The 25,937-nt window shown below is 59.2% G+C and carries 18 protein-coding genes and 6 pseudogenes; 12 read left to right on the top strand and 12 right to left on the bottom strand.

Annotated elements, in window-relative coordinates; translation table 11 throughout:
• The first annotated feature begins 109 nt into the window (after positions 1-109).
• Positions 110-1,147 carry a tetratricopeptide repeat protein gene (locus E4P82_RS15295; RefSeq protein ID WP_169249692.1) on the top strand — a complete coding sequence of 346 codons (1,038 nt, stop codon included), beginning with the start codon at positions 110-112 and terminating at the stop codon, positions 1,145-1,147.
• Between the two features lie 24 nt (positions 1,148-1,171).
• Positions 1,172-3,088, top strand: coding sequence for a DNA repair helicase YoaA (locus E4P82_RS15290; protein WP_312915283.1), 1,917 nt, complete (start codon positions 1,172-1,174; stop codon positions 3,086-3,088).
• Here E4P82_RS15290 and E4P82_RS15285 read toward each other — a convergent pair.
• Together E4P82_RS15285 and E4P82_RS15280 are read right to left on the bottom strand one after the other, a co-directional pair.
• Positions 3,085-4,140: a DUF2157 domain-containing protein gene (locus tag E4P82_RS15285; RefSeq protein WP_169249691.1), complete on the bottom strand. Its 1,056-nt coding sequence runs from the start codon at positions 4,138-4,140 to the stop codon at positions 3,085-3,087. The two genes, E4P82_RS15290 and E4P82_RS15285, sit on opposite strands and share 4 nt — an antisense overlap.
• Positions 4,137-5,129, bottom strand: a complete 993-nt coding sequence (locus tag E4P82_RS15280; RefSeq protein WP_169249690.1) for a hypothetical protein — start codon at positions 5,127-5,129, stop codon at positions 4,137-4,139. The genes E4P82_RS15285 and E4P82_RS15280 overlap by 4 nt, the downstream gene beginning before the upstream one ends.
• Positions 5,130-5,304: 175 nt before the next feature.
• On the opposite strand from E4P82_RS15280, the pseudogene E4P82_RS15275 reads away from it, so the two are divergent.
• From E4P82_RS15275 to E4P82_RS15230, 9 genes and pseudogenes are all read left to right on the top strand, one after another.
• Positions 5,305-8,362: pseudogene (locus tag E4P82_RS15275) on the top strand (type I restriction endonuclease subunit R).
• A gap of 4 nt (positions 8,363-8,366) precedes the next feature.
• Positions 8,367-8,906: a restriction endonuclease subunit S gene (locus E4P82_RS15265; protein WP_312915281.1), complete on the top strand. Its 540-nt coding sequence runs from the start codon at positions 8,367-8,369 to the stop codon at positions 8,904-8,906.
• Between the two features lie 216 nt (positions 8,907-9,122).
• A complete protein-coding gene (locus E4P82_RS15260) occupies positions 9,123-9,557 on the top strand; it encodes a restriction endonuclease subunit S (protein ID WP_169249689.1) in 435 nt (144 codons plus the stop codon).
• Positions 9,558-9,593: 36 nt separating this feature from the next.
• Positions 9,594-9,803, top strand: coding sequence for a hypothetical protein (locus E4P82_RS15255; RefSeq protein WP_211203170.1), 210 nt, complete (start codon positions 9,594-9,596; stop codon positions 9,801-9,803).
• A pseudogene (locus E4P82_RS15250) lies at positions 9,800-11,405 on the top strand (type I restriction-modification system subunit M). The gene E4P82_RS15255 and the pseudogene E4P82_RS15250 overlap by 4 nt, the downstream one beginning before the upstream one ends.
• A 62-nt stretch (positions 11,406-11,467) precedes the next feature.
• Positions 11,468-11,899: a GFA family protein gene (locus E4P82_RS15245; RefSeq protein WP_169249688.1), complete on the top strand. Its 432-nt coding sequence runs from the start codon at positions 11,468-11,470 to the stop codon at positions 11,897-11,899.
• Positions 11,900-12,001: 102 nt separating this feature from the next.
• Positions 12,002-12,104, top strand: a pseudogene (locus E4P82_RS15240) (carbonic anhydrase); the annotation flags it as partial.
• Between the two features lie 231 nt (positions 12,105-12,335).
• A complete protein-coding gene (locus tag E4P82_RS15235) occupies positions 12,336-14,219 on the top strand; it encodes an MFS transporter (protein ID WP_169249687.1) in 1,884 nt (627 codons plus the stop codon).
• A 9-nt stretch (positions 14,220-14,228) separates the two neighbouring features.
• On the top strand, positions 14,229-14,570 hold the full coding sequence (locus E4P82_RS15230; RefSeq protein ID WP_169249686.1) for a hypothetical protein: 342 nt from the start codon (positions 14,229-14,231) through the stop codon (positions 14,568-14,570).
• A 207-nt stretch (positions 14,571-14,777) separates the two neighbouring features.
• Here E4P82_RS15230 and E4P82_RS23740 read toward each other — a convergent pair.
• The 5 genes and pseudogenes from E4P82_RS23740 to E4P82_RS15210 form a co-directional block, all read right to left on the bottom strand.
• Positions 14,778-14,900, bottom strand: a pseudogene (locus E4P82_RS23740) (cache domain-containing protein); the annotation flags it as partial.
• Positions 14,854-15,195, bottom strand: coding sequence for a cache domain-containing protein (locus tag E4P82_RS22280; protein WP_246327616.1), 342 nt, complete (start codon positions 15,193-15,195; stop codon positions 14,854-14,856). The pseudogene E4P82_RS23740 and the gene E4P82_RS22280, both read right to left, overlap by 47 nt.
• Positions 15,196-15,242: 47 nt before the next feature.
• Positions 15,243-15,821: pseudogene (locus E4P82_RS15220) on the bottom strand (acetate uptake transporter); the annotation flags it as partial.
• Positions 15,822-15,960: 139 nt separating this feature from the next.
• A pseudogene (gene typA / locus E4P82_RS15215) lies at positions 15,961-17,782 on the bottom strand (translational GTPase TypA).
• 115 nt (positions 17,783-17,897) lie between these two features.
• The gene (locus E4P82_RS15210; protein ID WP_169249684.1) at positions 17,898-18,113 is read right to left on the bottom strand and encodes a cold-shock protein; all 216 of its coding nucleotides are present in this window, start codon (positions 18,111-18,113) and stop codon (positions 17,898-17,900) included.
• A 240-nt stretch (positions 18,114-18,353) separates the two neighbouring features.
• On the opposite strand from E4P82_RS15210, the gene hrpA reads away from it, so the two are divergent.
• Positions 18,354-22,256, top strand: a complete 3,903-nt coding sequence (hrpA, locus tag E4P82_RS15205) for an ATP-dependent RNA helicase HrpA (RefSeq protein WP_169249683.1) — start codon at positions 18,354-18,356, stop codon at positions 22,254-22,256.
• 76 nt (positions 22,257-22,332) lie between these two features.
• Here the strand turns inward: hrpA and E4P82_RS15200 are convergent, their stop codons facing one another.
• From E4P82_RS15200 to E4P82_RS15180, 5 genes are all read right to left on the bottom strand, one after another.
• Complete coding sequence (locus E4P82_RS15200; RefSeq protein WP_246327615.1) at positions 22,333-22,704, bottom strand: HVO_A0114 family putative DNA-binding protein; 372 nt, start codon at positions 22,702-22,704, stop codon at positions 22,333-22,335.
• Complete coding sequence (locus E4P82_RS15195) at positions 22,701-22,979, bottom strand: toxin-antitoxin system TumE family protein (RefSeq protein ID WP_169249682.1); 279 nt, start codon at positions 22,977-22,979, stop codon at positions 22,701-22,703. Before E4P82_RS15195 ends, E4P82_RS15200 begins: the two co-directional genes overlap by 4 nt.
• Before the next feature lie 112 nt (positions 22,980-23,091).
• Positions 23,092-24,684: an AAA-like domain-containing protein gene (locus tag E4P82_RS15190; RefSeq protein WP_169249681.1), complete on the bottom strand. Its 1,593-nt coding sequence runs from the start codon at positions 24,682-24,684 to the stop codon at positions 23,092-23,094.
• Between the two features lie 171 nt (positions 24,685-24,855).
• Positions 24,856-25,068, bottom strand: coding sequence for a type II toxin-antitoxin system HicB family antitoxin (locus tag E4P82_RS15185; RefSeq protein ID WP_169249680.1), 213 nt, complete (start codon positions 25,066-25,068; stop codon positions 24,856-24,858).
• Positions 25,069-25,116: 48 nt separating this feature from the next.
• Complete coding sequence (locus E4P82_RS15180) at positions 25,117-25,704, bottom strand: hypothetical protein (protein WP_169249679.1); 588 nt, start codon at positions 25,702-25,704, stop codon at positions 25,117-25,119.
• Positions 25,705-25,937: the final 233 nt, after the last annotated feature.

The following is a 25,937-nucleotide window of genomic DNA, read 5'->3' as shown; positions in this document are numbered from 1 at the left end:
TCGCCGCGCATGGCGGCGAGCATGATGAACGGTTAAAGTTAGGGCAACGATGGATTCAATTGAAGTGCGGGGATGCCGATCGGGATCGCCGGACCCGCGGAGAGAATCGATGAACAAATGGCTGCAATCTCATCTTGGGGTACTGGTGCTGGCGCTGGGGGCTGCCGGTTGTGCGTCACCGCCGTACTCACAACAACCATACAGAGCACCAGTGGTGAATCGTAGCACGCGCCCGCCGCAGACCTATGCCCAGCCACAGCCGGTGCCGCCGGCGACCGCGGGACGGACGCTCGAACAGGATCCGCTGTTGCCGCGAGAATACTCCTCCAGTTATCCGGAGGCGGATGATCCTTATGCCGCGCCGCAGGGCGTGGCGCCAGCCAACCAGAACGCCTATTACGGCAGCGTTCCGGCTCAACCTTATGCACCGGAATCGGGCGGCGGCTCCTATCGGCAACCGGCCTATCCGCCGGGCGCGGCCGCATCTCCCCCGACCTACCCGGCCTACCCCGCGCCGCGAACCGACGACTACAGCAGAGGAGCGGCCCCGCTGCCGGAACCGGCCTATTCGTCTTCGCGGCAGGGTGCGGACGACCTTTACGAGACGACACCGTCATCGGGTTTGTTGCCTGAACCGCAGCCGGTCGTGCCGCGGACGCCGACGACGACCCCGGCGCGGCCGACACCGGCACCGGTACCGACGACACCACCCGCTGCGGAATCGACGGTCGCCATGGTGGCGCCGCCGGCTGCTCCGACCCAGCCCGCGCCCGCCCGCCCAGTACCGCCGGCCGATCTACCCCCGGCCGAAATTACCCGAGAGGGCAATCAAGCAGTGGTCGCGCTGCTGGACAGCGCCGACAAGTACGTTCGAAGCAACCAGTTGGATAAGGCCGGCGCCGCGCTGGAACGGGCCTTGCGCATCGAGCCGCGCAACGCCGGGATCTGGCACGATCTGGCCCAGATTCGCCTGCATCAGGGGCAATACCAGCAGGCCGAATCACTGGCGAGCAAATCCAACAACCTGGCGAGCGGCAACCGGGCGCTGCAAGCCCGCAACTGGAAATTGATGGCTGTCGCCCGCAAGGCGTCCGGTAACACCGCCGGCGCCGAGGAAGCCGAAGCGCAGGCGGCACAGTTGCGCTGAAGCCGCTCGCACGGAGAGGATGCCGTGGATGTGGCCGAACTGCTGGGTCCACATGGCCTGCTGGCCCGGCAGGTGTCGGGGTTTGCGCCGCGCCTGCCGCAGCAGCAGATGGCCGAGGCGGTTGCCGCTGCGCTGGAGGAGGGCGACACGCTGGTGGTCGAGGCCGGCACCGGCACCGGCAAAACCTATGCCTATCTGATCCCCGCGCTATTGTCCGGAGCGCGGGTCATCATTTCCACTGGCACCCGTCACCTGCAAGACCAGCTTTATCATCAAGACCTGCCGGTGGTCCGACAGGCGTTGAACGCGCCGGTGCGGACGGCCTTGCTGAAGGGGCGCGGCAACTATCTTTGCCGGTATCGCCTGCAAGCGACCGAGCAGGACGGACGTCTGAGCTCGCGCGAGCAGGTGGCCGAACTGCGCCGCATCCGTGTCTGGGCGGGGCGTACCCGTCGCGGTGACATCGCCGAAATCCCCGATGTGCCGGAAACATCCCTGATCTGGCCGCGTGTGACTTCCACCGTGGATAATTGCCTGGGGCAGGACTGTCCGCAACTGGCCGACTGCTTTCTGGCCAAGGCGCGACGCGAGGCACTGGCGGCGGACGTGCTGGTGATCAACCATCACCTGTTTTGCGCCGACATGGCGATCAAGGAAACCGGATTCGCCGAACTGCTGCCGGGGGCGGAAGCGTTTATCCTCGACGAGGCGCATCAGTTGCCCGACATCGCTACCCACTTCCTCGGCCGGTCCTTGAGTGGTCGGCAGTTGAGCGAGTTGGGTCGGGATACCGTGGTGGAACAGGCCCGGGACGCGGCGGATTTCGCCGATTTGCGGCGGCGGGCCGAGGCGCTGGAGCCGGCGATCCTGACATTGCGGCAGGCACTGGGAACAGCGGATCGCCGCGCGCTGTGGCGGGAGGTTGCCGGACTACCGGCGGTGGTGGAGGCGATCGCGCAATTGCACGAAGCGCTGGATCGTCTGCGCGAGGCGTTGAAGGAAGGTGCGCCGCGTGGCAAGGGTCTGGAGAATTGCCAGCGGCGCGGCGAGGATCTGGCGCTGCGGCTGGCGGCGCTGACTGGTGAAGAAAGCAACCTCGATAACGTGCGCTGGTTCGAGACCCGAGGGCGTGGCTTTACGCTGAGTTTGACCCCGCTCGACATCGCGCCGAAGTTTCAGGAGCGGTTGACGGCACAACCGGGCGCTTGGGTTTTCACCTCGGCGACGCTGGCGGTGGGGCAGTCGTTCGAGCACTTCGCGGCGCGGCTGGGGTTGCGGGATTATGCGGGGCTGCGCCTGGACAGTCCCTTCGATTTCGCTCACAACGCTTTGCTTTATCACCCGCCGGACTTGCCCGATCCCACCTCGCCGCGCTACACGGCGGCGCTGCTGGAGGCGGTGTTGCCGGTGCTGACGGCCAGCCGAGGGCGGGCGTTTCTGCTATTCACCAGTTTTCGGGCCTTGCGCGAGGCGGCGGCATGGTTGGTGGACCGCTTGGACTATCCACTGTTGGTGCAGGGCGAGGCACCGAAGGGAGTGTTGCTGCGTCAGTTTCGGGCTGCGGGCAACGCGGTGCTGCTGGGCACCGCCAGCTTTTGGGAAGGGGTGGACGTGCGCGGCGAGGCATTGTCCTGCGTGATCATCGACCGCTTGCCGTTCGCCGCGCCCGGCGATCCGGTGGTGCAAGCGCGCATCGAGTCCCTGCGCCAGCGCGGCGAGGACCCGTTTCGGTATTATCAGCTTCCCCATGCGGTGATTACCCTAAAGCAGGGAGTAGGCCGGCTGATTCGCGATGTGAGCGATCGCGGCGTGCTGGTGCTCTGCGACCCGCGCCTGCTGACCAAGTCCTACGGGCGCGTGTTTCTGGACAGCCTGCCGCCGATGCCAAGAACGCGGAAGCTGGAGCGGGTGCGGGCATTTTTCGCGGGTGGCGATGCTTAGAAGTCAGGATCGTCCATGGGTGACGGGTTCTTGGAACCGGTGATCTCGCGCCGCCGTTGTTCCAGCCAGAACGTCAGCGCCAGCGCGCCGCCGCCGGTGATCAGCAGGCTAAGCAGCCATCCCAAATCTTCGGCGAGGTGGGCGAAGAACAGCGTGTAGATTTGGATGATCAGGAAGGTCGCGCCGTAGCCGGTCAGCATCCGCATTGCCAGCCGCGCGCCCAGCCAGACCAACGCTACATTCAGGCCCGCCCACAGCAGGTTGAACAGCGCCAGTTCGGCGGGGCCGCCCAAATGCCAGCGATGGCTTTCCAGATCGAAATTGCCGAACAGCGACAGCAGCCACAGTGCCATTTCGGCGAAGAACAGCCCACCGGACAACCAGATCTTGAAAAATCCTCGATAGCGGGCCAGCGGTCCCCGTTCGCTCTGCTGGTGAATGACGGCGACGGCGATGATCGCCAGCGCCGCCGCCAGGAAGCGCAGCGGATAGCTCATCCCGAACCAGTAGGCACCCCAGCCGGAGGCGTAGCCGGTAAATCCGCCGAACCAACCGAAGAACACCACGGCGCTGAGTATCAGCAGCAGCGGGTTGTTGAGCGCGTAACTGAGGGCAAGTAATACCAGTAGATCGATCAGCAACAAGGCGGGCCAGTTGCCGGAACCGGTGGAAAAGATCGCGCCCAAGGTGAAGGTCAGACCGAGCAGCAGCAAACCGCCCAGCAGCTCCAGGCTGGATGCGGTTAGCACCAGGCCGGGGCGAGTGCGCTTGAGCCATTGCGCGCCGCCGAAGCTGGCGACGGTGGCCACGCCCAGCAAGACCGCCAGCTTTTCCAGGGTGAAGTCGAACAAGGTCCGGCCAAGAATGACTAGCCCCGCCATGACGCTGATCGCGCCAAAGAGCAAAAACCAGCGTCCCAGCGAACGCCAGTCCCAGCCTTCGAGCGGGTAGCGTGCGCTCAGTTGGGCGTGTTGCGCCACGTCCAGCAGCCCTTCGCGCAACAGTTCGTCCAGTTCCCGGCGAACCCGGCGGTTTCGGGATTGCGGGTTCATGAGCGCGGCTCCAGGGGAGTGATTTGGCTCCAGCGCTCGCAGGCAAAGCCGAAGGCCATCGCCAGTGTGCCACCAAGTAGGAAAAACAGGCCGAGCGAGAGCGAGTCCCAGAAGCGTTCGTAGTAACGGGTGTACAAGTCGATGGCCAAAAACACGATGCCGAAGCCGGTGAAGCGGGCATCGTGCAGGCGGGCGCCGACGATGATTTGGGCGATGCTGGCGGCGGTGAAGGTCAGCACCCAAGCCAGCGGTCCGCGCGGCAGGGTAAGGAACCACAGGGATAGGTTCAGGTACAGCAGTCCGAAGATCAGATACAGCCCACCAAAGCCGATACAGCGCCGCAGGGGACCGAGTTCCAATCGTCGTTCGTGCCAGAGACCCAGTCCAATCGCGACCAGGGCGGCGACCGCCATCAAGCGTTCATCCTGGATGTGGGCGAAATAGGCACCATGGCCGCCATAGGCATGCCAGGCGCCCAAGCCGTGGAAGAATAACAATAACCCCAGCAACAGCGGCCAGCGCAGGTGATAGCGATAAGCGGTCAGGGTGGCGAGCACGCCGGTCAGCAGCACGATGAGTGGAACGTTTCGGCCCGCGCTATCGTCACCCAGCAAGGCGATCTGGAGCAGCATGAAGACGCCGAACGCCGCCGCCAGACTGGCGGTGAGCAGCACCGAGCCGGTGAAGGGGTGGGCTTGGCGGGGATCGGTGGCGAATCGCACTCCGAAGTACCAGAGCCCGGTGCCGACCGCCGTCAGCAGCATCGCTGCCACCAGAGCCGATTCCGAGGCCATGGCGATGAAGGCGAGCACCGCCAACCCTAGTTGGAAAATGGCGAACAACCCCAGCCATTTCAATAACGCGGCCAGGAAGCGGCCCGAGGATTCGTAGCGCGGCAGCAGGGTTTCCAGCAGTGGCCGGTCGATGAGTCCCTGCTGGTGCCAGGCAGTGACTTCGCGGGTGAGCAGGTCGTGGGTGATGGGGCGCATGACGGAGATTCCAGGAAAAATGCCTACTTACAGTATATGCTTTTGGTGCTGGAATGTACTTGACACGAGCCGTTCCAGCCAATCTCGTGACAGATGAGGACCGTGATGAACCCAAACCAACGCAGTCGCCGTGCCCTGGTAAACAGCGCGAAACGTCAGCAGAAGAGATCCATGGATGTCCCTGAAAGAAAGCCAGATTGAGCAGAATCTGATCAACAGGCTCGAAGAGCTCAAATACACCTACCGCCCCGACATCCGTGACAAAACCGCCCTGGAGCAGAACTTCCGGGCCAAGTTCGAAGCGCTCAACCGCGTCCGCTTGACCGATGCCGAGTTTGCCCGGTTGCGCGATGAAATCATCAATGCCGATGTCTTCCAGGCTGCCAAGATCCTGCGCGAGCACGGCTATTTTCAGCGCGAGGATGGTGCCCCGCTGCACTACATGCTGGTCAACCTCAAGGACTGGTGCAAGAACGAGTTCGAGGTCATCAACCAGCTCCGCATCAACACCGACAACAGCCATCATCGCTATGATGTGATCTTGCTCATCAACGGCTTGCCTCTGGTGCAGATCGAGCTGAAGGCGCTGGACATCAGCCCGCGCCGGGCCATGGAGCAGATCGTCGAATACAAGAACGACCCCGGCAACGGCTACACCAACACGCTGCTCTGCTTCATGCAGCTCTTCATCGTCAGCAACCGCAACCACACCCGGTACTTCGCCAACAACCACGGCCAGCACTTCGCCTTCAACGCCGAAGAGCGCTTCCTACCCATCTACCAATGGGCCGAGGAAGACAACCGCAAAATTTCCCCCCTGGACGATTTCGCCAAGCAGTTTCTGGCGAAGTGTTCTCTAGGCCAGATGATCAGCCGTTACATGGTGCTGGTCGCCAGCGAACAAAAGCTGCTGATCATGCGCCCCTATCAGATTTATGCGGTCAAGGCCATTGTCGATTGCATCCACCAGAATCGCGGTAATGGCTATATCTGGCACACCACCGGCAGCGGCAAGACGCTGACCTCCTTCAAGGCCTCCACCCTGCTCAAGGACAACCCGGACATCGAAAAATGCTTGTTCGTGGTGGACCGCAAGGACCTCGACCGCCAGACCCGGCTAGAATTCAACAAGTTTCAGGAAGGTTGCGTTGAGGAGAACACCAACACCGAAACCTTGGTGCGCCGCCTGCTCTCGGAGGACTATGCCGACAAGGTGATTGTCACCACCATCCAGAAGCTCGGCCTGGCGCTGGATGAAACCAGTAAAAAGGCCCAGCAGCACAGGGAGAAAGGCAAGCGCACCTACAAGGAGCGGCTGGCCCCGCTACGCGACCGGCGTATCGTCATCATCTTCGACGAATGCCACCGCTCCCAGTTTGGCGAGAACCACGCAGCCATCAAGGACTTCTTCCCCAAGGCGCAACTGTTCGGCTTTACCGGTACGCCCATCTTCGAGGAGAACGCCAGCTATCAGCAAATCGACGGCACCGTGGGCTCTTACCGCACCACCCAGGACATCTTCGAAAAGCAGTTGCACGCCTACACCATCACTCACGCCATCGATGACCACAACGTGCTGCGTTTTCATATCGACTATTTCAAGCCCGAAGCCAACCACCAAGGCGAAGGCGACCAACCCACCAACGGCAAGGCCAACAAGGCCAGCGCTAAACCCAGCCAGACCCTGACCCAACAGGCTGTGGTGGACGCGATCCTGACCAAGCACGATGCCGCTACCAACCAGCGCCGCTTCAATGCCCTACTGGCCACCGCCTCCATCAACGATGCCATTGCCTACTACAACCTCTTCAAGCAAGTACAGGCCGAGCGCAAGGCCGAAGACCCGGACTTCATCCTGCTCAATATCGCCTGCGTTTTCTCGCCGCCGGCGGAGGGCAACAAGGATGTGAGGCAGCTACAGGAAGATCTGCCCCAGGAGCAGGCCGACAACCAGCAGGAGCCGGAAAAGAAGAAAGCCGCCCTGAAGGAAATAATCGCCGACTACAACGCGCAATACAGTACCAACCACAGCTTAAGCGAGTTCGACGGCTACTATCAGGACGTGCAGCAGCGCATCAAGGATCAGAAGTACCCCAACAGCGACTACCCGCGCAAAAACAAGATCGACCTCACCATCGTGGTGGACATGCTGCTCACCGGCTTCGACTCCCAGTACCTCAACACCCTGTACGTGGACAAGAACCTCAAGCATCACGGCCTGATTCAAGCCTTCTCGCGCACCAACCGCGTGCTCAACGACACCAAGCCGTGGGGCAACATCCTCGACTTTCGCGCTCAGAAAAAGGCGGTGGATGAAGCCATCGCCCTCTTCTCCGGCGAGGAGGCCAACCGCTCCCGCGAAATCTGGCTTGCGGACCCGGCTCCTAAGGTCATCGCCAAGCTCGATGCCGCTGTCCAGCAACTGGAAACCTTCATGCAGGCCCAAGGGCAGCCCTGCACGCCGGACGCGGTCAACAACCTCAAGGGCGACGCCGCCCGCGCCGGGTTCATCAACCGCTTCAAGGAGGTGCAGCGCCTCAAGACCCAGCTCGATCAGTACACCGACCTGAGCGACGAACAACAACGGCAGATTGAGCAGCGCCTGCCGGAAGACACCCTACGCGGCTTCAAGGGCATGTACCTGGTCACCGCCCAACGCCTCAAGGCGCAGCAAGGCAAGAGCGGGGAGGAGGCCAGCGCCGACCAGCAGGCCATCGAGCAGCTCGAATTCGAGTTCGTGCTGTTTTCCTCGGCGCTGATCGACTACGACTACATCATGGGCCTCATCGCCCGCTTCAGTCAGGAAAAACCCGGCAAAGAGACCATGAGCCGCGAGCAGATCATCAATCTCCTCAGTGCCAACAGCAATTTGATGGACGAGCGCGAGGAGATCATCGCCTACATCAACACCCTGGAAGCGGGCAAAGGACATGGTGGCATCGAGGACATCAGAGGCAGCTACCAGGTTTTCAAGGCACAAAAAAAGCCAGGACGAGCTCAGCGCCCTGGCCGACAGGCACAAACTGGCGCATGACGCCCTGCAAGGCTTCGTGGACGGCATCCTCGACCGCATGATCTTCGACGGCGAGCAGTTGAGTGACCTGTTCAAGCCACTGGAACTGGGCTGGAAGGCGCGGGGCAAAGCCGAGCTGGCGCTAATGGAGGAGCTGGTGCCGTTCTTGAAGAAACAGGCCGGCGGACGCGAGATTTCGGGGTTGGCGGCGTATGAGTGACAGCATGAACGATGAGGAGAAGCCGTTGGTGCCCAGGCTACGTTTCCCTGAATTTCGGGAGGCGGGGGAGTGGGAGGAACAGCCGCTGTCCATGTGCTGTCATCTTCAGGCGGGTAAATTTGTGCGTGCAAGTGATATACAAGAGACGGCATCCGCTGACATATATCCCTGTTATGGAGGTAATGGGTTGCGTGGTTATACGCAAACCTTTACGCACTCAGGCCGATACCCTTTGATTGGTCGTCAAGGAGCGCAATGTGGCAATATCAATTTAGCCAACGGAAAGTTTCATGCAACAGAACACGCGGTGGTTGTTACTGCCAATCAGGAAGTGAACACCGTCTGGCTATTTTATAATTTGTTGAAAATGAACTTAAACCAGTATGCTACAGGACAAGCACAACCTGGCCTCTCTGTGGAAAATCTGGACAAACTGATTGTTCGAATTCCTGAGGATGAAAAAGAACAACAAAAAAATCGCCGATTGCCTCTCGTCCCTCGACGCGCTGATAGCCGCCCAGTCAGACAAACTCGACGCCCTTAAGACCCACAAAAAAGGGCTGATGCAGCAGCTCTTTCCCCGCGAGGGCGAAATCGTCCCCCGCTTGCGCTTTCCCGAGTTTCGGGGGGCGGGGAGATGGGAAAATAAGCCTTTGAAGAAAGTGTTTTCAATATTTCAAGGGTTTGCATTTTCAAGTAAGGACGCGACGAAAAATAGGTATTCGATGGCTCAAAAATAGCCGATGTTGGTATTCAATACATGGATTCAAGTACACCTTCATATTTGCCTGCCAACCACAAGAATGAGCATGAGCGATTCTTGGTAAGGCTGGACGACTATGTTATCGCTTTAACTCGGCCAATTTTAGGTAAGCAACTTAAAATAGCCAAAGTGGATTCTGTTTATGATGGAGCCTTACTAAATCAACGGGTAGGCAAATTGGTAACTGACGAAAACAAAGATTTCATTTATTACTTATTACAGACTTCACAGCTTATAGGTGATATTGAGAAAAATATTGCTGGTAATGATCCGCCTAATTTATCCTCTCAACAGATTGGCGATATTTTTGTTCGAGTTCCGAAGAGTGATGAACAGCAAAAAAATCGCCGATTGCCTCTCCTCCCTCGACGCGCTAATCACCGCCCAAGCGGACAAACTCGACGCCCTCAAGGCCCACAAAAAAAGGGCTGATGCAGCAGCTCTTTCCCGGCCCGGAGGCATGACATAATGACCGATACCAAAATACTCCAGAGAGGCGTGCAAGTGCTGGCGCAATATCTTGGTGATATTGAAATGGAACGCTTCATCGCCCTCATCCAACGCGAGCCATTTGACTATACCCACTGGCGGCAACAGTGGGTTACAGAGCGCGAAGAGGAGTCCATCGAAGCCATCAGCCGGCAGGCCATGGCACTCAGGGCGCAACATCACCCATGACCCAGGACCAGCTCAACCAACTGGGCAAAACCCTCTGGGCCATCGCCGACGACCTGCGCGGCGCGATGAACGCCGACGACTTCCGCGACTACATGCTGTCGTTCCTGTTCCTGCGCTACCTCTCCGACAACTACGAGGTGGCGGCCAAGAAGGAACTGGGGCCGGACTACCCGCTACTGGCCAAGGACGACCGGCGCGCGCCGCTGGCGGTCTGGTACAAGGACAACGCCGCCGACGTAGCCGAATTCGAAAAGCAGATGCGTCGCAAGATGCACTATGTAATCCACCCGGACTATCTCTGGAGCAGCATCTACGAGCGCGCCCGCACCCAGGACAAGGAACTGCTGCAAACCCTGGAGCGGGGCTTCAAGCACATCGAAAATGAATCCTTCGCCGCCAACTTCCAGGGGCTGTTCTCCGAGATCAACCTCAACTCGGAAAAGCTGGGCCGGACGCCCGCCGACCGCAACAAGAAGCTCTGCACCATCCTTACCAAGATCGCCGAAGGGATCGCCCGGTTTTCCACCAACACCGACATCCTCGGCGATGCCTACGAGTACCTGATCGGCCAGTTCGCAGCCGGCTCCGGTAAGAAGGCCGGGGAGTTCTACACGCCGCAAACCATCTCCACCATCCTCTCGCGCATCGTCACCCTCGACAGCCAGGAGCCCGCCACCGGCAAAAAGAAGAAGCTGAACTGCGTGCTGGACTTCGCCTGTGGTTCCGGGTCGTTGTTGCTCAATGTGCGCCATCAGATGGGGCCGCACGGCATCGGCATGATCTACGGGCAGGAGAAGAACATCACCACCTACAACCTGGCGCGCATGAACATGCTGCTGCACGGGATCAAGGACAGCGAGTTCGAGATCTACCACGGCGACTCCCTGACCAACGACTGGGATCGGCTCAGCGAGATGAACCCAGCCAAGAAGCTCAAGTGCGATGCCGTGGTCGCCAATCCACCCTTCAGTTATCGTTGGGAGCCCACCGAAGCGCTGGGCGAGGATTTCCGCTTCAAGGGCCACGGCCTCGCGCCCAAATCCGCCGCCGACTTCGCCTTCTTGTTGCACGGTTTCCACTTCCTCGGCGACGAGGGCACCATGGCCATCATCCTGCCCCATGGCGTGCTGTTTCGCGGTGGCGTGGAGAGCCGCATCCGCACCAAGCTGCTCAAGGACGGCCATATCGATACCGTGATCGGCTTGCCGGCCAATCTGTTCTTCTCCGCCGCCATTCCGGTCTGCGTCCTGGTGTTGAAAAAGTGCAAAAAGCCCGATGACGTGCTCTTCATCAACGCCGCCGAGCACTACGAAAAGGGCAAGCGGCAAAACCAGCTCCTGCCCGAGCACATTGACAAAATCGTCGACACCTACCAATACCGCAAGGAAGAAGAGCGCTATGCCCGCCGGGTCGCGCTGGAGGAGATCGAAAAAAAACGACTACAACTTGAACATCTCCAGATACGTCAGCACCGCCGAATCGGAGGAGGAGATCGACCTGGCCGCTGTCCATTTGCGACTGGCCGATATAGAAAAGCGGATTGCCGAGGCCGCCGAGACGCACAACCAGTATCTGCAAGAACTCGGTTTGCCGCTGGTTTAGCAGGGGACGACAAGGTTATTGGCGAAAATTCATTTTAGTCTGTCGGCTAGGAGAAATACGAAATGTCAGAACAATACTTTGCAACAGGGCAATGCTTATGTGGAAACGTGAAATATACGATTTCATCGGCTCCGATTCGCATGGGGCAATGTCACTGCGATCATTGTCGGAGATTGAGCGGGACCGGGCATTCATCGAATGCTTTTTTCGTCAAAGATGCTGTTCACATCGAAGGTGAAACAAGTCGCTATGACTCAACAGCAGACACCGGTACGATCATTACGCGTTATTTTTGTCCAAACTGTGGTAGCCGTCTTTTTGGTACAAGCAGTGCGAATACGAACATCATCAGCGTTACGGCAGGTACACTGGACGATAGTTCATGGTTCAAACCAAATGCCATTGTCTATAATAAAAGAAAACCAGCATGGGATTTCATGGATGAAAATGTTCCTGTTTTTGAGGATATGTTGCCAGCACAAGTACAAAAATAACTTATTATATCATGGCGATATGATGTGTTATATTTCCCGATCAATAATCCAATGTAATGAAAATGAGTATAGAAAATCATTGCCGCTTGTCGGAATCGACATGATTACTATCGCTTCAATGGCTCGCTAACCACCCCACCGTGCGCTGCACCACGCCAATAATCGTCCACTACAAGCGATCAACGCCCGAATGATTCTGGAATAAACCCTATTGGCAACCATCAACCGATCCGAAGTGGCTCATGGCCCTGGGCCGACTGGTGGTTGTCGATGGCAGATGAAAAACCAAGCGCGGGGGCTTGCCGGATGGATCGTCTCCGCCTGACCATACCGCGCAACGGCTGGGACCCACATCGGTCGAGACCTTGCCGGGTTCGATGTGCATCCGTATCGCCGAAAACTGATTCGACCAACCGATCTTGGAGAACCTCACGGCATGGCCCACGGGAATGAGTTCACCCTGCTGAAGGAGCGGCGGTTCCTGCCGTTCTTCATCACCCAGTTTTTGGGCGCGTTCAACGACAATGTGTTCAAGAACGCCCTGATCATCCTGATCGCCTTCCAGGCGACCGATCCCGCCCGAGCAAACACCCTGGTCAATCTCAGCGCCGGCTTGTTCGTGTTGCCGTTCTTCCTGTTCTCGGCCACCGCCGGCCAACTAGCGGACAAGTACGAGAAATCGCACCTGATGCGTTGGATCAAGCTGCTGGAGATCGTCATCATGCTGGGCGCGGCGGTCGGTTTCATCCTGGGCGAAATGTCGGTGCTGATCGGATTGCTGTTTCTGATGGGCTGGCAATCGACCCTGTTCGGCCCGGTGAAATACAGCATCTTGCCCCAGCATCTACGGCCGGACGAACTGGTCGGCGGCAACGGTTGGGTGGAAATGGGCACCTTCCTCGCCATCCTGATCGGTACCTTGCTCGGTGGGGTGCTGATCGCCATCCCCGATCGCGGTCCCTGGTTGGTGGCCGGCGCGGTGGTTCTGCTGGCCGTGCTGGGCTTTCTGTCCAGCCTGTTCATTCCTAAGGCCACGCCGGATGCGCCCGACCTGCGCATCAACTGGAACCCGATTACCGAGACTTGGCGCAACATCGATATCACCCGCCGAAGTCGTACCGTGTTCCTGTCGGTGCTGGGGATTTCCTGGTTCTGGTTCCTGGGCGCGACCTATCTGGCGCAACTGCCCAATTACTCTCGGTTGAGTCTGGGTGGCGACGAGCATGTGGTGACGCTGCTGCTGACCACCTTCGCCCTGGGCATCGGCGTCGGTTCGCTGCTGTGCGAGCGGTTGTCGGGACGACGGGTGGAACTCGGTCTGGTGCCGTTCGGTTCGATCGGCCTGACCCTGTTCGGCGTCGATCTGTTCTTCGCGGTGACGCCGGTGGCGGCGGGCACGCCATTGATCGGCGCCATGGAGTTCTTGCGCAGCGTATCCAACTGGCGAGTGCTGATCGATATCCTGCTGATGGGGATGTTCGGCGGGTTCTACATCGTGCCGCTGTACGCGCTGGTGCAACAGCGCAGCGAACCGAGTTTTCGTTCCCGCGTCATCGCCGGCAACAACATCATCAATGCTCTGTTCATGGTGTTGTCGGCGGTGCTGGCCATCTTCTTTCTCGATGTGGCGGGGCTGAGCATCCCGCAGTTTCTACTGCTGACGGCGCTCTTCAACGCGGCGGTGGCGCTCTACATCTTTACCCTGGTACCGGAATTCCTGATGCGCTTCGTCGTGTGGATTCTGGTGAATATCGTGTATCGATTGCGCGCTCAGGGTTTGGAGCGGATTCCCGATAAAGGGCCGGCGGTGGTGGTGTGCAACCACATCAGTTACATGGATGCCTTGGTGGTGATCGGTAGTTGTCGACGACCGATTCGATTCGTGATGGACCATCAAATCTTCAAGATTCCGCTACTCAGTTTCGTGTTCCGCACCGCCGGCGCCGTACCGATCGCTCCCGCGCGGGAAGCCCCGGAAATTCTGGAGCAAGCCTACGACCGGGTCGCGCGCTATCTGGAGGCGGGCGAAGTGGTGGGGATCTTCCCGGAAGGACGATTGACGGAGGATGGCGAGATCGGTCCGTTCAAGAGCGGCATCGAGCGGATCGTCCAACGCACGCCGGCGCCGGTGGTGCCGATGGCGCTGCGCGGGCTGTGGGGCAGCTTTTTCAGCCGTCGTTACGGTAAGGCGATGCACCATTTTCCCCGACGGTTCTGGTCGCGAATCGAATTGGTGGTGGGTGAACCGGTGCCGCCCGAACAGGCGACTTCGGCGTTGCTACGCGAGCGAGTGTTGGCCTTGCGGGGCGATTGGCCATGAGGAGGGTTTATGGGGCGTAATCCTGTAGCGCGGGACGCAATCGCTGGTGATGGCTTACCGGCGTCGGCTCGATTGCGGCGGCGTCAGCGCGGCGCCGTGCCGATGTGGTTACTGATCGTGCTGGGAGTGCTGGGTGGTGTGGTGCTCTACTGGTACGTGACGCCACAAGAGGTGCCGTCTTGGGCGCGCGATTGGCTGCCCGGCCTGCCGGAATACACCGGGCCGCTCTATCGCTGGCACGACGATCAGGGGCGCGAGCAAATTACCGACAAGCCGCCCAAGGGCCGATTGTACGAGACGCTGCATTACCGCAACGATGCCAACGTAGTGCCGCCCTGGAACCAGCAGTAGTTCCATCATAGGAAACCGCCCACCGGCCTTGGGTGCCGGGGGCGGTTGGACTATGGCCTAAATCAAGAACTTGATTTAGGGCGCGTCTTTTTTCGGTTTGATGGCTTGTTGCGCCAGCTTGTTCAGTTCCTCGACGCTCATGGTCTCGTCATAGATCCCCGCGCCGACCCGGACATCCGGTTGGAAGGACACTTCGGTGCTCTGGGTATAGGAGATCTTGCGAGAAGCCTTGGCTTCGCCCGGTTTCGGCCACCAGTATTCGACCCAACCGCCACCGGCGTTGTTACCGGCTTCGCAGAGCTTTTTTGAACAGCAGGTTGCCCTTGTCATCCTCCATTTGCAGGATGGGTTTGCCGACCAGATCGGGACGCAGCGGGTGGGCAATCATCTTGTTGTCCCGGCAACTGAACACGAACACGTAGCTATCTTTCCACACCCAGTTCGCATTGTTGTTGAAGTCCGGGAAACCGGCCTGACCCTTGTCGTGCAGGTATTTCGCCGCTTCGTGCACCTTGGAGACCACTTCATCGGGAGTGGCGGCGTCAGGACCCATGGCGCCAACCCACGCTGGCGCGGCGCCCAGCATCACCGCTAGGCTGGCAAAACCGAATATTGTTTTTCGCATCTTAAAATCCTCCGGAAATTTGGGGGCTTCGGACAAAGGGGCTGGATTCAAGCGATCCAGGGTTTGCCCGCCGGCAGGAGTTCCTTGCCGTAAATCTCGTTCAGGATGACCCGCGCCATCATGTACCAGGCGGCCAGCGCGCAGACCATCAGTTCGTAGCCGGCCACCACCGTCAGGCTCGGATAGCCGAAGTGGGCCAGATCAAGCAGGATAAAGCCGATCAGCAGGGTGGTGAAGGTGAAGGCCATGGCGCCATGGATGCGCAGCGAACCGACCCACAGGATCGCGGTGAACAGCGTCCAAGCCACCAGGAACCAGCCTACATCGGTGGTGCTGGCCTTGAACAGATCGAATTTGTTGCCGAGCAACATCAGGCATAGGGCAATCCAGAACGCGCCATAGGAGGTAAAGGCGCAGTAACCAAAATTGTTACCGGTCTTCATTTCCTGAAGACCAGCAATCAGTTGCGCCGTTCCGCCAAACATCAACCCCAGCCAGACCACCGGGCCGATGCTGGGCATCCAGCCGACGTTGTGAAACTGTAAGACCAGGGTGGTCAAGCCGAAGCCCGCCAGGCCGACGACCGCTGGATTACCAAGTTTTTGTTCTGCCATACCGTTAATCTCTCTTGGTTGTAAAGAATCGGGCCGTGGAGCACACGTCTCCCATCAAGGGATGGCGGTGCCGCAAACGACCCAAACCACTATAGGAAAGATTTTTGCGATTGGGGAAGAAACGGCCCTGGATTGGGAAAAAAAAATGAACTCAGCCGGCCTCTTTGCGCGATGCTCGCTTGCGTTCGTGTTCCAGTAGCAGCTTCTTGCGCACGCGGATGGATTTCGGGGTCACCTCGACCAGTTCGTCATCGTCGATGAATTCCAGCGCTTGCTCCAGGCTCATGCGCACCGCCGGCGTGAGCAGGATATTCTCGTCCGAGCCGGCGGCGCGGATGTTGGTCAGTTGCTTGGCCTTGAGCGGGTTGACCACCAGATCGTTGTCGCGAGAATGGATGCCGACGATCATGCCTTCGTAGACTTCGTCGCCGTGGCCGACCATCATCCGCCCACGCTCCTGGAGATTGAACAGAGCGTAGGCCAGCGCCTTGCCGGTGGCGTTGGCGATCAACACGCCGCTGACACGCGCGCCGATGGCGCCTTTTTTTCTGCGGGCCATAGCGGTCGAATACGTGGTAGAGCAGGCCGGTGCCGGAAGTGGCGGTCAGGAACTCGGTCTGAAAGCCGATCAGGCCGCGCGCCGGAATCAGGTAATCCAGCCGCACCCGGCCCTTGCCGTCGGGTTGCATGTCGAGCAGCTCGCCGCGCCGCTCGCCGAGCTTTTCCATGATGGTGCCTTGGTGTTGCTCCTCGACATCCACCGTCAACTGTTCGTAGGGCTCGCAGATTTCCCCATCGATTTCATGCAGGATCACCTCCGGGCGGGAGACGGCCAGTTCGTAGCCCTCGCGGCGCATGTTCTCGATCAGGATCGACAGATGCAGCTCGCCGCGCCCGGATACCTTGAATTTGTCCGGGTCGTCGGTATCCTCGATGCGCAGGGCGACGTTGTGAATCAGCTCCCGCTGGAGTCGCTCGCGCACTTGGCGGCTGGTGACGTACTTGCCTTCGCGCCCGGCGAAGGGCGAGGTGTTGACCTGGAAGGTCATGCTCATGGTCGGTTCGTCGACCTTCAACGGCGGCAGCGGTTCGACCGTGCCGGGATCGCAGATCACGTCGGAAATGCCCAGCCCGTCGATGCCGGTGAAGGCGATGATGTCGCCGGCGGACGCCTCGGGGAATTCGATGCGCTCCAGGCCCTGAAAGCCGAGGATTTGCAGCACCCGGCCGTTGCGGCGGTTGCCGTGCCGGTCGAGGATGACCACCGGCGTGTTGGTCTTGACCTTGCCGCGACGGATGCGGCCGATGCCGATCACGCCGACGTAGCTGTTGTAATCCAGCGAGCTGACCTGCAACTGGAACGGCCCCGTCGGGTCCACCGCCGGTGGCGGAACGTGGGCGATGATGGTTTCGAACAGCGGGTCCATGTTGCCGTCGCGCACGGTTTCTTCGAGCCCGGCGTAGCCTTGCAGCGCCGAGGCGTAGATCACCGGGAAATCCAGTTGCTCGTCGGTCGCGCCCAAGCGATCGAACAGATCGAAGGTGCGGTCCAGCACCCAGTGTGGGCGGGCGCCGGGTCGATCGACTTTATTGATCACCACGATGGGCTTGAAGCCCATGGCGAAGGCTTTTTGGGTCACGAAGCGAGTCTGCGGCATCGGTCCGTCCACCGCGTCCACCAGCAGCAGCACCGAATCGACCATCGACAGCACCCGCTCGACTTCGCCGCCAAAATCGGCGTGGCCGGGCGTGTCGACGATGTTGATATGGTAGTCGCGCCAATGCAGGGCGGTGTTCTTGGCCAGGATGGTGATGCCGCGCTCCCGTTCGAGCGCGTTGGAGTCCATCACCCGTTCCGGTGGCGCGGCGCGGTCGCCGAGCGTGCCGGACTGTTGCAATAGTTTGTCCACCAGCGTGGTCTTGCCGTGGTCCACGTGGGCGATAATGGCGATGTTGCGAAGTTGTGCGATCACGATGCTATCTGTCGTCGGTTCAGTGCGGGCGGGTGGGCATTATAGCGAAGCCCATCAAACGGCGAAGCCCCGCGCGAGGCGGGGCTTCGTCTGGAGAGGAGAGTGGTGGTGAACGTTATTTTTCCGCCGCGAATTTCTTGACCATCGTGGCTTGCGGACCTTTGGGTCCGGCTTTAACTTCGAACTCGACTTTCTGGTTTTCCGCCAGCGTTCGGAATCCCTTGCCCTCGATGACCGAGTAGTGAACGAACACGTCGCTGCTACCATCCTCGGGGGCAATGAAGCCGAAACCCTTGGCTTCGTCAAACCATTTCACAGTACCGGTACTCATTGAATACAAAACCTCAAAGCCAGATATTTCTTCTTTGCCGGACCGCTTGGGGTACCGAATCCTCAGCGGTTGGAGAGGCCGGATTCAAGGGGTCCAACTCCGAGCATCGGGACTTTCGCAACCCTCGCTCGCGCGGGAAATTACGTTAAAGCCATGTATTCCGCAAGCGGATTTTATATGCGTTCGCACAAAGTCAGCGTGGAAACGTCCGCCGTTTTCAATATCCGGCGAGGCTGAACCATGTCCAATAAAACCTTGGAAATCAATGTGGAAAATGAGCTCGCCGCGCTGCGCTCCCGCTTGGCCGAGTGCCCGACCCGTGACCGTGCTCGGTTGGATCGTCGCCTGCGGGAGCTGCGTCGCCGGGTGCGCGAGGGCAAGCCGGTGGAGCGCGGTTTGGAGCAGTGGCTTACCGATCTGGAGGTCGCCGTCGCCCGCCTGCGCGAGCGCCGCGCCGCGTTGCCGACGCCGGATTTCGACGACGCACTGCCGATCAACGCCCAGCGCGAACGGATCGCCGCCGCCGTGGGCGCGCACCAGGTGGTGGTGGTTTGCGGCGAGACCGGTTCGGGCAAGACCACCCAGTTGCCGAAGATCTGTCTTTCGCTCGGATTGGGCGCGGCGGGGCTGATCGGGCACACCCAGCCGCGCCGGATCGCCGCCCGTTCGGTGGCGGGGCGGATCGCCGCCGAATTGGGTACTTCGGTGGGCGGCCAGGTCGGCTACAAGGTGCGCTTTTCCGACCGGACCGGACCGGACGCGCTGATCAAATTGATGACCGACGGCATTCTGTTGGCGGAAACGCAGAGTGACCGGCGGCTCGATCAGTATGAAGTCATCATCATCGACGAGGCTCACGAGCGCAGTCTGAACATCGATTTCCTGCTGGGCTATCTCAAGCGATTATTGCCGCGCCGACCCGATCTCAAACTCATCATCACTTCGGCGACCATCGACCCCGAACGGTTTTCCCGCCATTTCGGCGACGCGCCGATCATCGAAGTCTCCGGGCGCACTTATCCGGTGGAGCTGCGTTATCGGCCCTTGCCGGCGACCGACGAGGACGAGCGCGACCGCGATTTGCAACAGGCGATCCTGGATGCGGTGGACGAGGTCTGGCAACAGGGGCCGGGCGATATCCTGGTGTTCCTGTCCGGCGAACGGGAAATTCGCGAGACCGCCGAGAGCCTACGCAAGCACCATCCGCCGAACACCGAGATTCTGCCCTTGTATGCCCGGCTGTCCGCCGCCGAACAGAATCGGGTATTCCAGCCGCACGGCCGCCCGCGCATCGTGCTGGCCACCAACGTCGCCGAAACTTCGTTGACCGTGCCCGGCATCCGTTACGTGATCGATCCCGGCACGGCGCGTATCAGCCGTTACAGCCCGCGCAGTCGGATTCAGCGGCTGCCGGTGGAAAAAATTTCCCAGGCCAGCGCCAATCAACGTGCCGGTCGCTGCGGGCGGGTGATGGCGGGTATCTGCGTCCGGCTGTACGCGGAAGAGGATTTTCAGGCCCGTCCGCCCTTCACCGATCCGGAAATCCTACGCACCCATTTGGCGGCGGTCATTTTGCAGATGAGTGCGCTGAATCTGGGGCGACCGGAAGAGTTTCCGTTCGTGGAGCCGCCGGACTCGCGCCAGATCAGCGACGGTTTTCGGCTGCTGTTCGAATTGGGGGCGGTGGACGAGCAACGCCATATCGCCGAACTGGGCCGGCAACTGGCGAAACTGCCGATCGATCCTCGTCTGGGACGGATGCTGCTGGCGGCGCAAGGCGAGAGTTGTCTGCGCGAAGTGCTGGTGATCGTCGCGGCGCTGGCGATTCAGGACCCGCGCGAGCGGCCGCTGGAGAAGCAGCAAGCGGCGGACGAAAAACATCGCCGCTTCCGAGACGAGCAATCCGATTTTCTGTCCCTGCTCAAGTTATGGGAGTACTACCACGAGCAGGCTCGCCAGCTTTCCAGGAACCAGTTGCGCAATCTCTGTCAGGCCGAATTTCTGTCCTTTGTGCGGATGCGGGAATGGCACGACCTGCACCAGGAATTGCTGGGGCGGGTCACCGAAATGGGGATGCGGCTCAACGACGAGCCGGCACCTTATGACGGCTTGCATCGCGCCTTATTGACGGGTCTGCTCGGTCATTTGGGCTTGAAGCAGGAGGAGCATGCTTATCTCGGTGCGCGCGGCCGGAATTTTTACCTGTTCCCCGGCTCCGGCTTGTTCAAGAAGCGGCCGCGCTGGGTGATGGCGGCGGAGGTAGTGGAAACCAGCCGGCTGTTTGCCCGTACCGTGGCGCGTATCGAGCCGGAATGGGTGGAACGTTTGGCTGGGCCGTTGCTGAAACACAGCTACGCCGAGCCGCATTGGGAGAAGCGTTCCGCCCAGGTGAGCGCCACCGAGCGAGTCACGCTGTACGGCCTGCCCGTGGTCGTTGGCCGTCGGGTCAATTACGGGCCGCTCGATCCGGTGCTGGCGCGCGAGATTTTCATCCGCCATGCCCTGGTCGAGGGCGAGTTTCACTGCAAGGCGGCCTTCTTCCAACACAATCGGCAACTGCTGGCGGAATTGGAGGAATTGGAAATCCGCGCCCGTCGCGATCTGACGGCCGACGAGGAAGCGCTGTACCGCTTCTACGACGAGCGCGTTCCCGAAGGCATTTACAGCGGTCCGTCGTTCGAGACCTGGCGCAAGCGGACCGAGCGAGACCAGCCTCGGCTGCTGTTTCTCGACCGGGCGGTTTTGTTGGCGGAAGCAGGGCCGGTGGCGGACGGCGAGCGCTTTCCCGATCATCTCGATCTCGATGGGTTGAAGCTGCCGTTGACTTATCGTTTTGCGCCCGGCACGGACGACGACGGCGTGACCTTGACCGTGCCGTTGGCGGCGGTCAATCAGGTGGACCCCAAACGGCTGGATTGGCTGGTGCCGGGTCTGCGGGCCGAACGGATGGCGGCGCTGCTGAAGTCACTGCCCAAGGCGTTGCGGCGCAATTTCGTGCCGGTGCCCAACTACGCGCGGGCGCTGCTGGAGGCGATCGAGCCGGGCACGCGGTCGCTGGTCGAGGCCATGACCGAGCAATTGCATCGCATGACCGGTGTGCGGGTGCCCGAGGAGGCTTGGAATCCCGGGGCCGTTCCCGGCCATCTGCGGATGCGGTTTCGCGTGGTGGACGCCGTGGGGTTGGAACTGGCGGTCGGGCGTGATTGGGAGGCGATTCAGCGGCAATTGCGCGGCGAGGCACGCGCCGGGTTCGCGGCGCTGCCCACCCCGGAATTCGAGCGGGAGCGGCTGCGTGACTGGGATTTCGGCGAGTTGCCGGAAGAGGTGAACTTCGTCCGCAATGGCATTCGATTGCGCGGTTATCCGGCGCTGGTCGCGGAGCCGGACGGTACACTGGCGTTGCGGTTGTTGGATTCGCTGGCGCGGGCCGAGATGGCGACGCGGGGCGGTTTGCGGCGATTGATCGGTTGGCGGCTGGGGCCTGTGTGCAAGACCTTGGCGCGCGATCTACCGCAGTTTCAACGCATGACCTTGCATTTCGTTGGCTTGGGCACGCAAGAGACCTTGCGCGAGGATCTATTGAACGCCATCCTCGACCGGGCTTTTCTGAGTGATGAGCCGTTGCCACGCGACCGGGCGGCGTTCGAGGCATTGCTGGCGCGCGGCAAGACCCGGCTGAGTGCGGTGAGAGGGGAGATGGGCGAAATGGCTGCCGCGATTCTGGCCACCTATCACGAGGTCCGGCGGACGCTGAGCGACGAGCCGGTTTGGGCCGAGGCGATGGCCGATATCCGCGATCAACTGGCGCATTTGATCTATCCCGGTTTTCTCGGCCAGACCCCGCCGGAGTGGTTGCCGCATCTGCCGCGCTATCTGCGCGCCATTGCGTTGCGCCTGCAAAAGCTGCGACAAGCACCGGACAAGGATCGTCAGCGGCGCGACGACATCGTGCGCTTATGGGAGGGTTGCAAGCGGCAGTTGGAGCGGGATGCGGAACGGGAGCGGCACGATGCGGAACTGATTCGCTTCCGTTGGCTGCTGGAGGAGTTGCGGGTATCGCAGTTCGCCCAGGAGTTGAAGACGGTCGCGCCGGTGTCGGTCAAGCGGCTGGAAGAGCAGTGGGGTAGGGTGCGGCAGGGGTAAAGGTTTTTCCTCCGTATCCTTCACACTTGGACGCTATTTCGTGGATTCCTGGCTGTACCGTGTGGTGTTTGCGCGGTTACGCCGCGCGTCGTTTCAGTGGCCAGCGCACGTCGATCTCGTCCCAGGGCACGAATACTCGCCCATCTTCGTCCTTGTCGATCACCGTCCATTCCATCAATACCGTCACATCCTTATGGACGTTGCGGTAATGCCGCCCGAGGTGCTTAGCCAGCGCATAAATCGTGAGTGGACCCGTTGTCTTGAGTGCTTCGACCAGTTCCCAACGCTTGGGCGTGAAGACTTCGCCGAGTTGCGCCATTGTTTCGAAACCGATCCCGTGATAAGGCTCAATGGACTGACTAGTCAGCGCATTTTCGAGCGCGGCGCCGAACCGGTTGAGCGCGACTTGTGCCGGCTGGATTTCGATATGCAGGATGTTGAGGGTCATGGTTGCAGCTCCCGTATGTCTTTCATGAAATCGGCCAACAGGGTGGGTACATCGACGAAACGGTATGCGATTTCGGCATTGCGAAGGTGTTTGTGATCGCCCTTGCCGCGCTCGTTGTCGTAGCCCACCACCCGTTCACCGGCCACTACATACACCAGGCGGTATTTGTAGCGGTGCTCGCTCGGTGGCACGGGTTCGGGGACTTGCCAGATCACACCCTCGATACGGCCAACGCCAAATGCCTGCTTGAATGAGTAGACCGGCGTCGCTTTCATGGCGCTTATTGTGGCCCCACGGTATGGTGCGTAACAAGCCCCATATGCCGGGTGGTCAAGCGGCTGGAAGAGCAGTGGAGCAGAGCACGGTAGGGGTGAGGAATGGCGATTCCTACATGCCCCACACCTGAATTCGGTAAGGACCGTGGACTTCCTCGCGCTGGAAGATTTTTTGTTCCCACGCGATACCGGGACGGCGGTCGAAGATCAGCAGATGGCCTTCGCTTGCGCTGGTGCGATCCAGATAGTCGGCGGTTTGCGCCAGTCCTTCCCGCAGGGTGGCGTCGAGCGACTTGTGTAGCAATTTTAACTCGATCACCACGCGCTGTACCGGGCCGAGAAAGCCTTGGGTTGTGTCCAATGGCCATTGCACCAACAAGTCCGTCCGCTTCCGTCCCAAGCCATATTCCCGGTCGATTCGCCCACCACCGTTGACGATCCGTTGCAGGAAGGCTTGCAACAGCAATTGCGGTCCGGCTTCCTTGTAGTCGAACCGTTCCAGCCAACTGTCAGCGTGCTCGCGGAAAAACTGCTGGAAAGCCGCAAGCAGTTTGGGCAGATCCAGGCCACCGTCGGGGCGGATGTACCAGATGGAGTTTTGCGCGATCGTGACTTGGGTCGACCAAGTCAATTCGCGGGGGATGATTTCCTGATAAAGCGCGTTGGCAATGGCTATTTGCGGTGTCAGCGTCACCAAACCCAAGTCCTGAACGTAGAGCAGGTCGTCGGTCGGGAGGGTATCGTTCGGTATATCGCCGCCGATCAGGCGACTGATGACTCGATGGACTCGCGGTTCCCGCAGCTTATCCGCCAGTTGGTCGAGATGGGTTTCCCGACGCTGGATCAGGTTTTCCTTGGCCTGTTCGATCATCTCGACCGTGATCGCTTGAGCGCGGTCTCGGCCTGCTTTCAGCTTGAAACAGGTTTCGTAGGCCAGAGCATTGACCAGCCAGGGCTGGCCGCGCGTCAAGTCCCAGACCCGGTGCAGGACGCCGTCGGCGAATGCCTGTCCGGTTTCCGCCGTGTGTTGTTGGTAGAGCGCGTTGACTTCCTCGCGGCTGAAGTTACCCAGGCGCAGCGATTCGGCTTTGATGTTGAAGGCGGAGTCGCCGGTGATGATTTCCTGGTCGGAGCCGTGGATGCGGTAGTCGCGCATGTCGCGCACGCCGCATAGGACGATGGTTTGCGGGAATGCACGCGGGCGTTGGGTGTAACCGGCGCGGATTTGCCGCAGCAGCGAGATCAGGGCATCGCCCACCAGCGCGTCTACTTCGTCCAACAACAGCACGATGGGTAAATCGCTTTCCAGGGACCAGCGGGTCAGGATCGCGGCCAACATGCCGCCGCCGCTTTGTTCGCGCACGGCTTCCAATGCCCAGTCCTTGACTCGCCGGTCACCCAGATACACTTCGGCGGCGGTCGCCAGTTGCATGACCACGGTGCGCAGCGCGGCGTCCACGTTGCCGCGATACGCCTGCGCGCCTTCGATGTTGGCGTACAGGCAGCGATAGCGTTCTCCGCGATTGAGCAGTGCCATCAGCGCCAGCAGCACCGAGGTTTTGCCGGTTTGGCGAGGAGCGTGCAGGACGAAGTATTTCTGCTGCTCGATCAGTTGCAGCACATCGTCCAGATCGATGCGGGACAAGGGCGGGAGAGTGTAATGCCGAACCGCGTCAACCGGCCCGGCGGTGTTAAAAAAGCGCATGGCGCGGCTCCAGGGTGATGCTATGGCTTTTCTATACGGATTGTGTGAGTGATCAGGTACATCCTGTCTTGTTGGCGCAGGATGATGTGATTTCCCTTTTGTTCGTCTTTCTCTGTTTAATCTGCCGCAATACGGCTACGCCTTGCATGTCTGAGATTTGAGAAAGGGCCGTCACACGGTAACTTCGATAATGTCTTCGGAGATGCTTGGAAGAGCTGGTTCTTCATGTGCGGCAAGACTTTCCGGATAGGTTTCGATAGCCTCGCGAATATTTATAAGAGCTTTAGCCCTTGTGCCGCTTTGCGGGACGTAGCCAGGGATCAATGGAACATCTGCGATGAAGATTCCATTTTCAACTGGTTCGATGATGACATGGTATTTCAATCGCTATCAAATGGTGAATGGCTCGGTTTTTTTAATGTTCTTTGTTAGTTAAAACGTTGAATATGATTCAATGAAGGCAAACGGTTTTTCGAGGTGTGGCGCAACTTTCATTAATCCATTCCGAAACTCAGTAAAGCTAATATATTTAAAGGTAAAATATTTGTTGGGTTGTATATCAAGATTATGTGTTTTAATTTCTCTCTTTTGATAATCAATGTAGCTGGGATAGTCTACAACCATTTTATTTGTTACAAATGAAGGCCTTCCATTGATCCTTTCTTTGGATGGAATTAATGTGTTGTCTTTATAATCAAACCAATTTACCTCGTTATTTGTGATTGACTTATTGATTTCATCGCTTGGTGCCAACAAGGCAGCTTTGGCAAGCTTGCCATTTAATTCTAATAGCTGAATTAGATTCGAGTATTTAGTATATTGCTGTAGCGAAAATTTTCCATTGGTTTTCTTGGCTTGTATCTTTAGTTCAATTAAAAATATATGTTTTTGAGATTCATCGCAAAGTATTATGTCGGGATCGCCTATTACTGATCCCATATCGTGCTCCCACTCTAGGGTTACAAGCCATAAAGGAATAACTGAATTTAAGCCAAAAAGATCTGCAACAACTTGCCCCAAAGTGCTCAGGCGGCAGAGTTAATAATATTGTGTTAAACGATTCATTTATTATTTCCTCCTTTTGATTTCCAAATTTCTTGAATGTAATGGTCTCCTCTTTTTCTTACACTTGGGACCTTGAGTTCATATACTGTTTCCTTGCTATTCTTTGATATTTCTCGTATTTCAGAATCTTCTTAAATATATGTCTTTAATTAACCGTTAAAGTGTGCTCTAATCAATACCATTTCAGG

Source organism: Candidatus Competibacter phosphatis, assembly GCF_012939995.1.
In the GTDB taxonomy this organism is placed as follows: domain Bacteria; phylum Pseudomonadota; class Gammaproteobacteria; order Competibacterales; family Competibacteraceae; genus Competibacter; species Competibacter phosphatis.
This window is presented reverse-complemented; position numbering and strand designations above follow the sequence as displayed.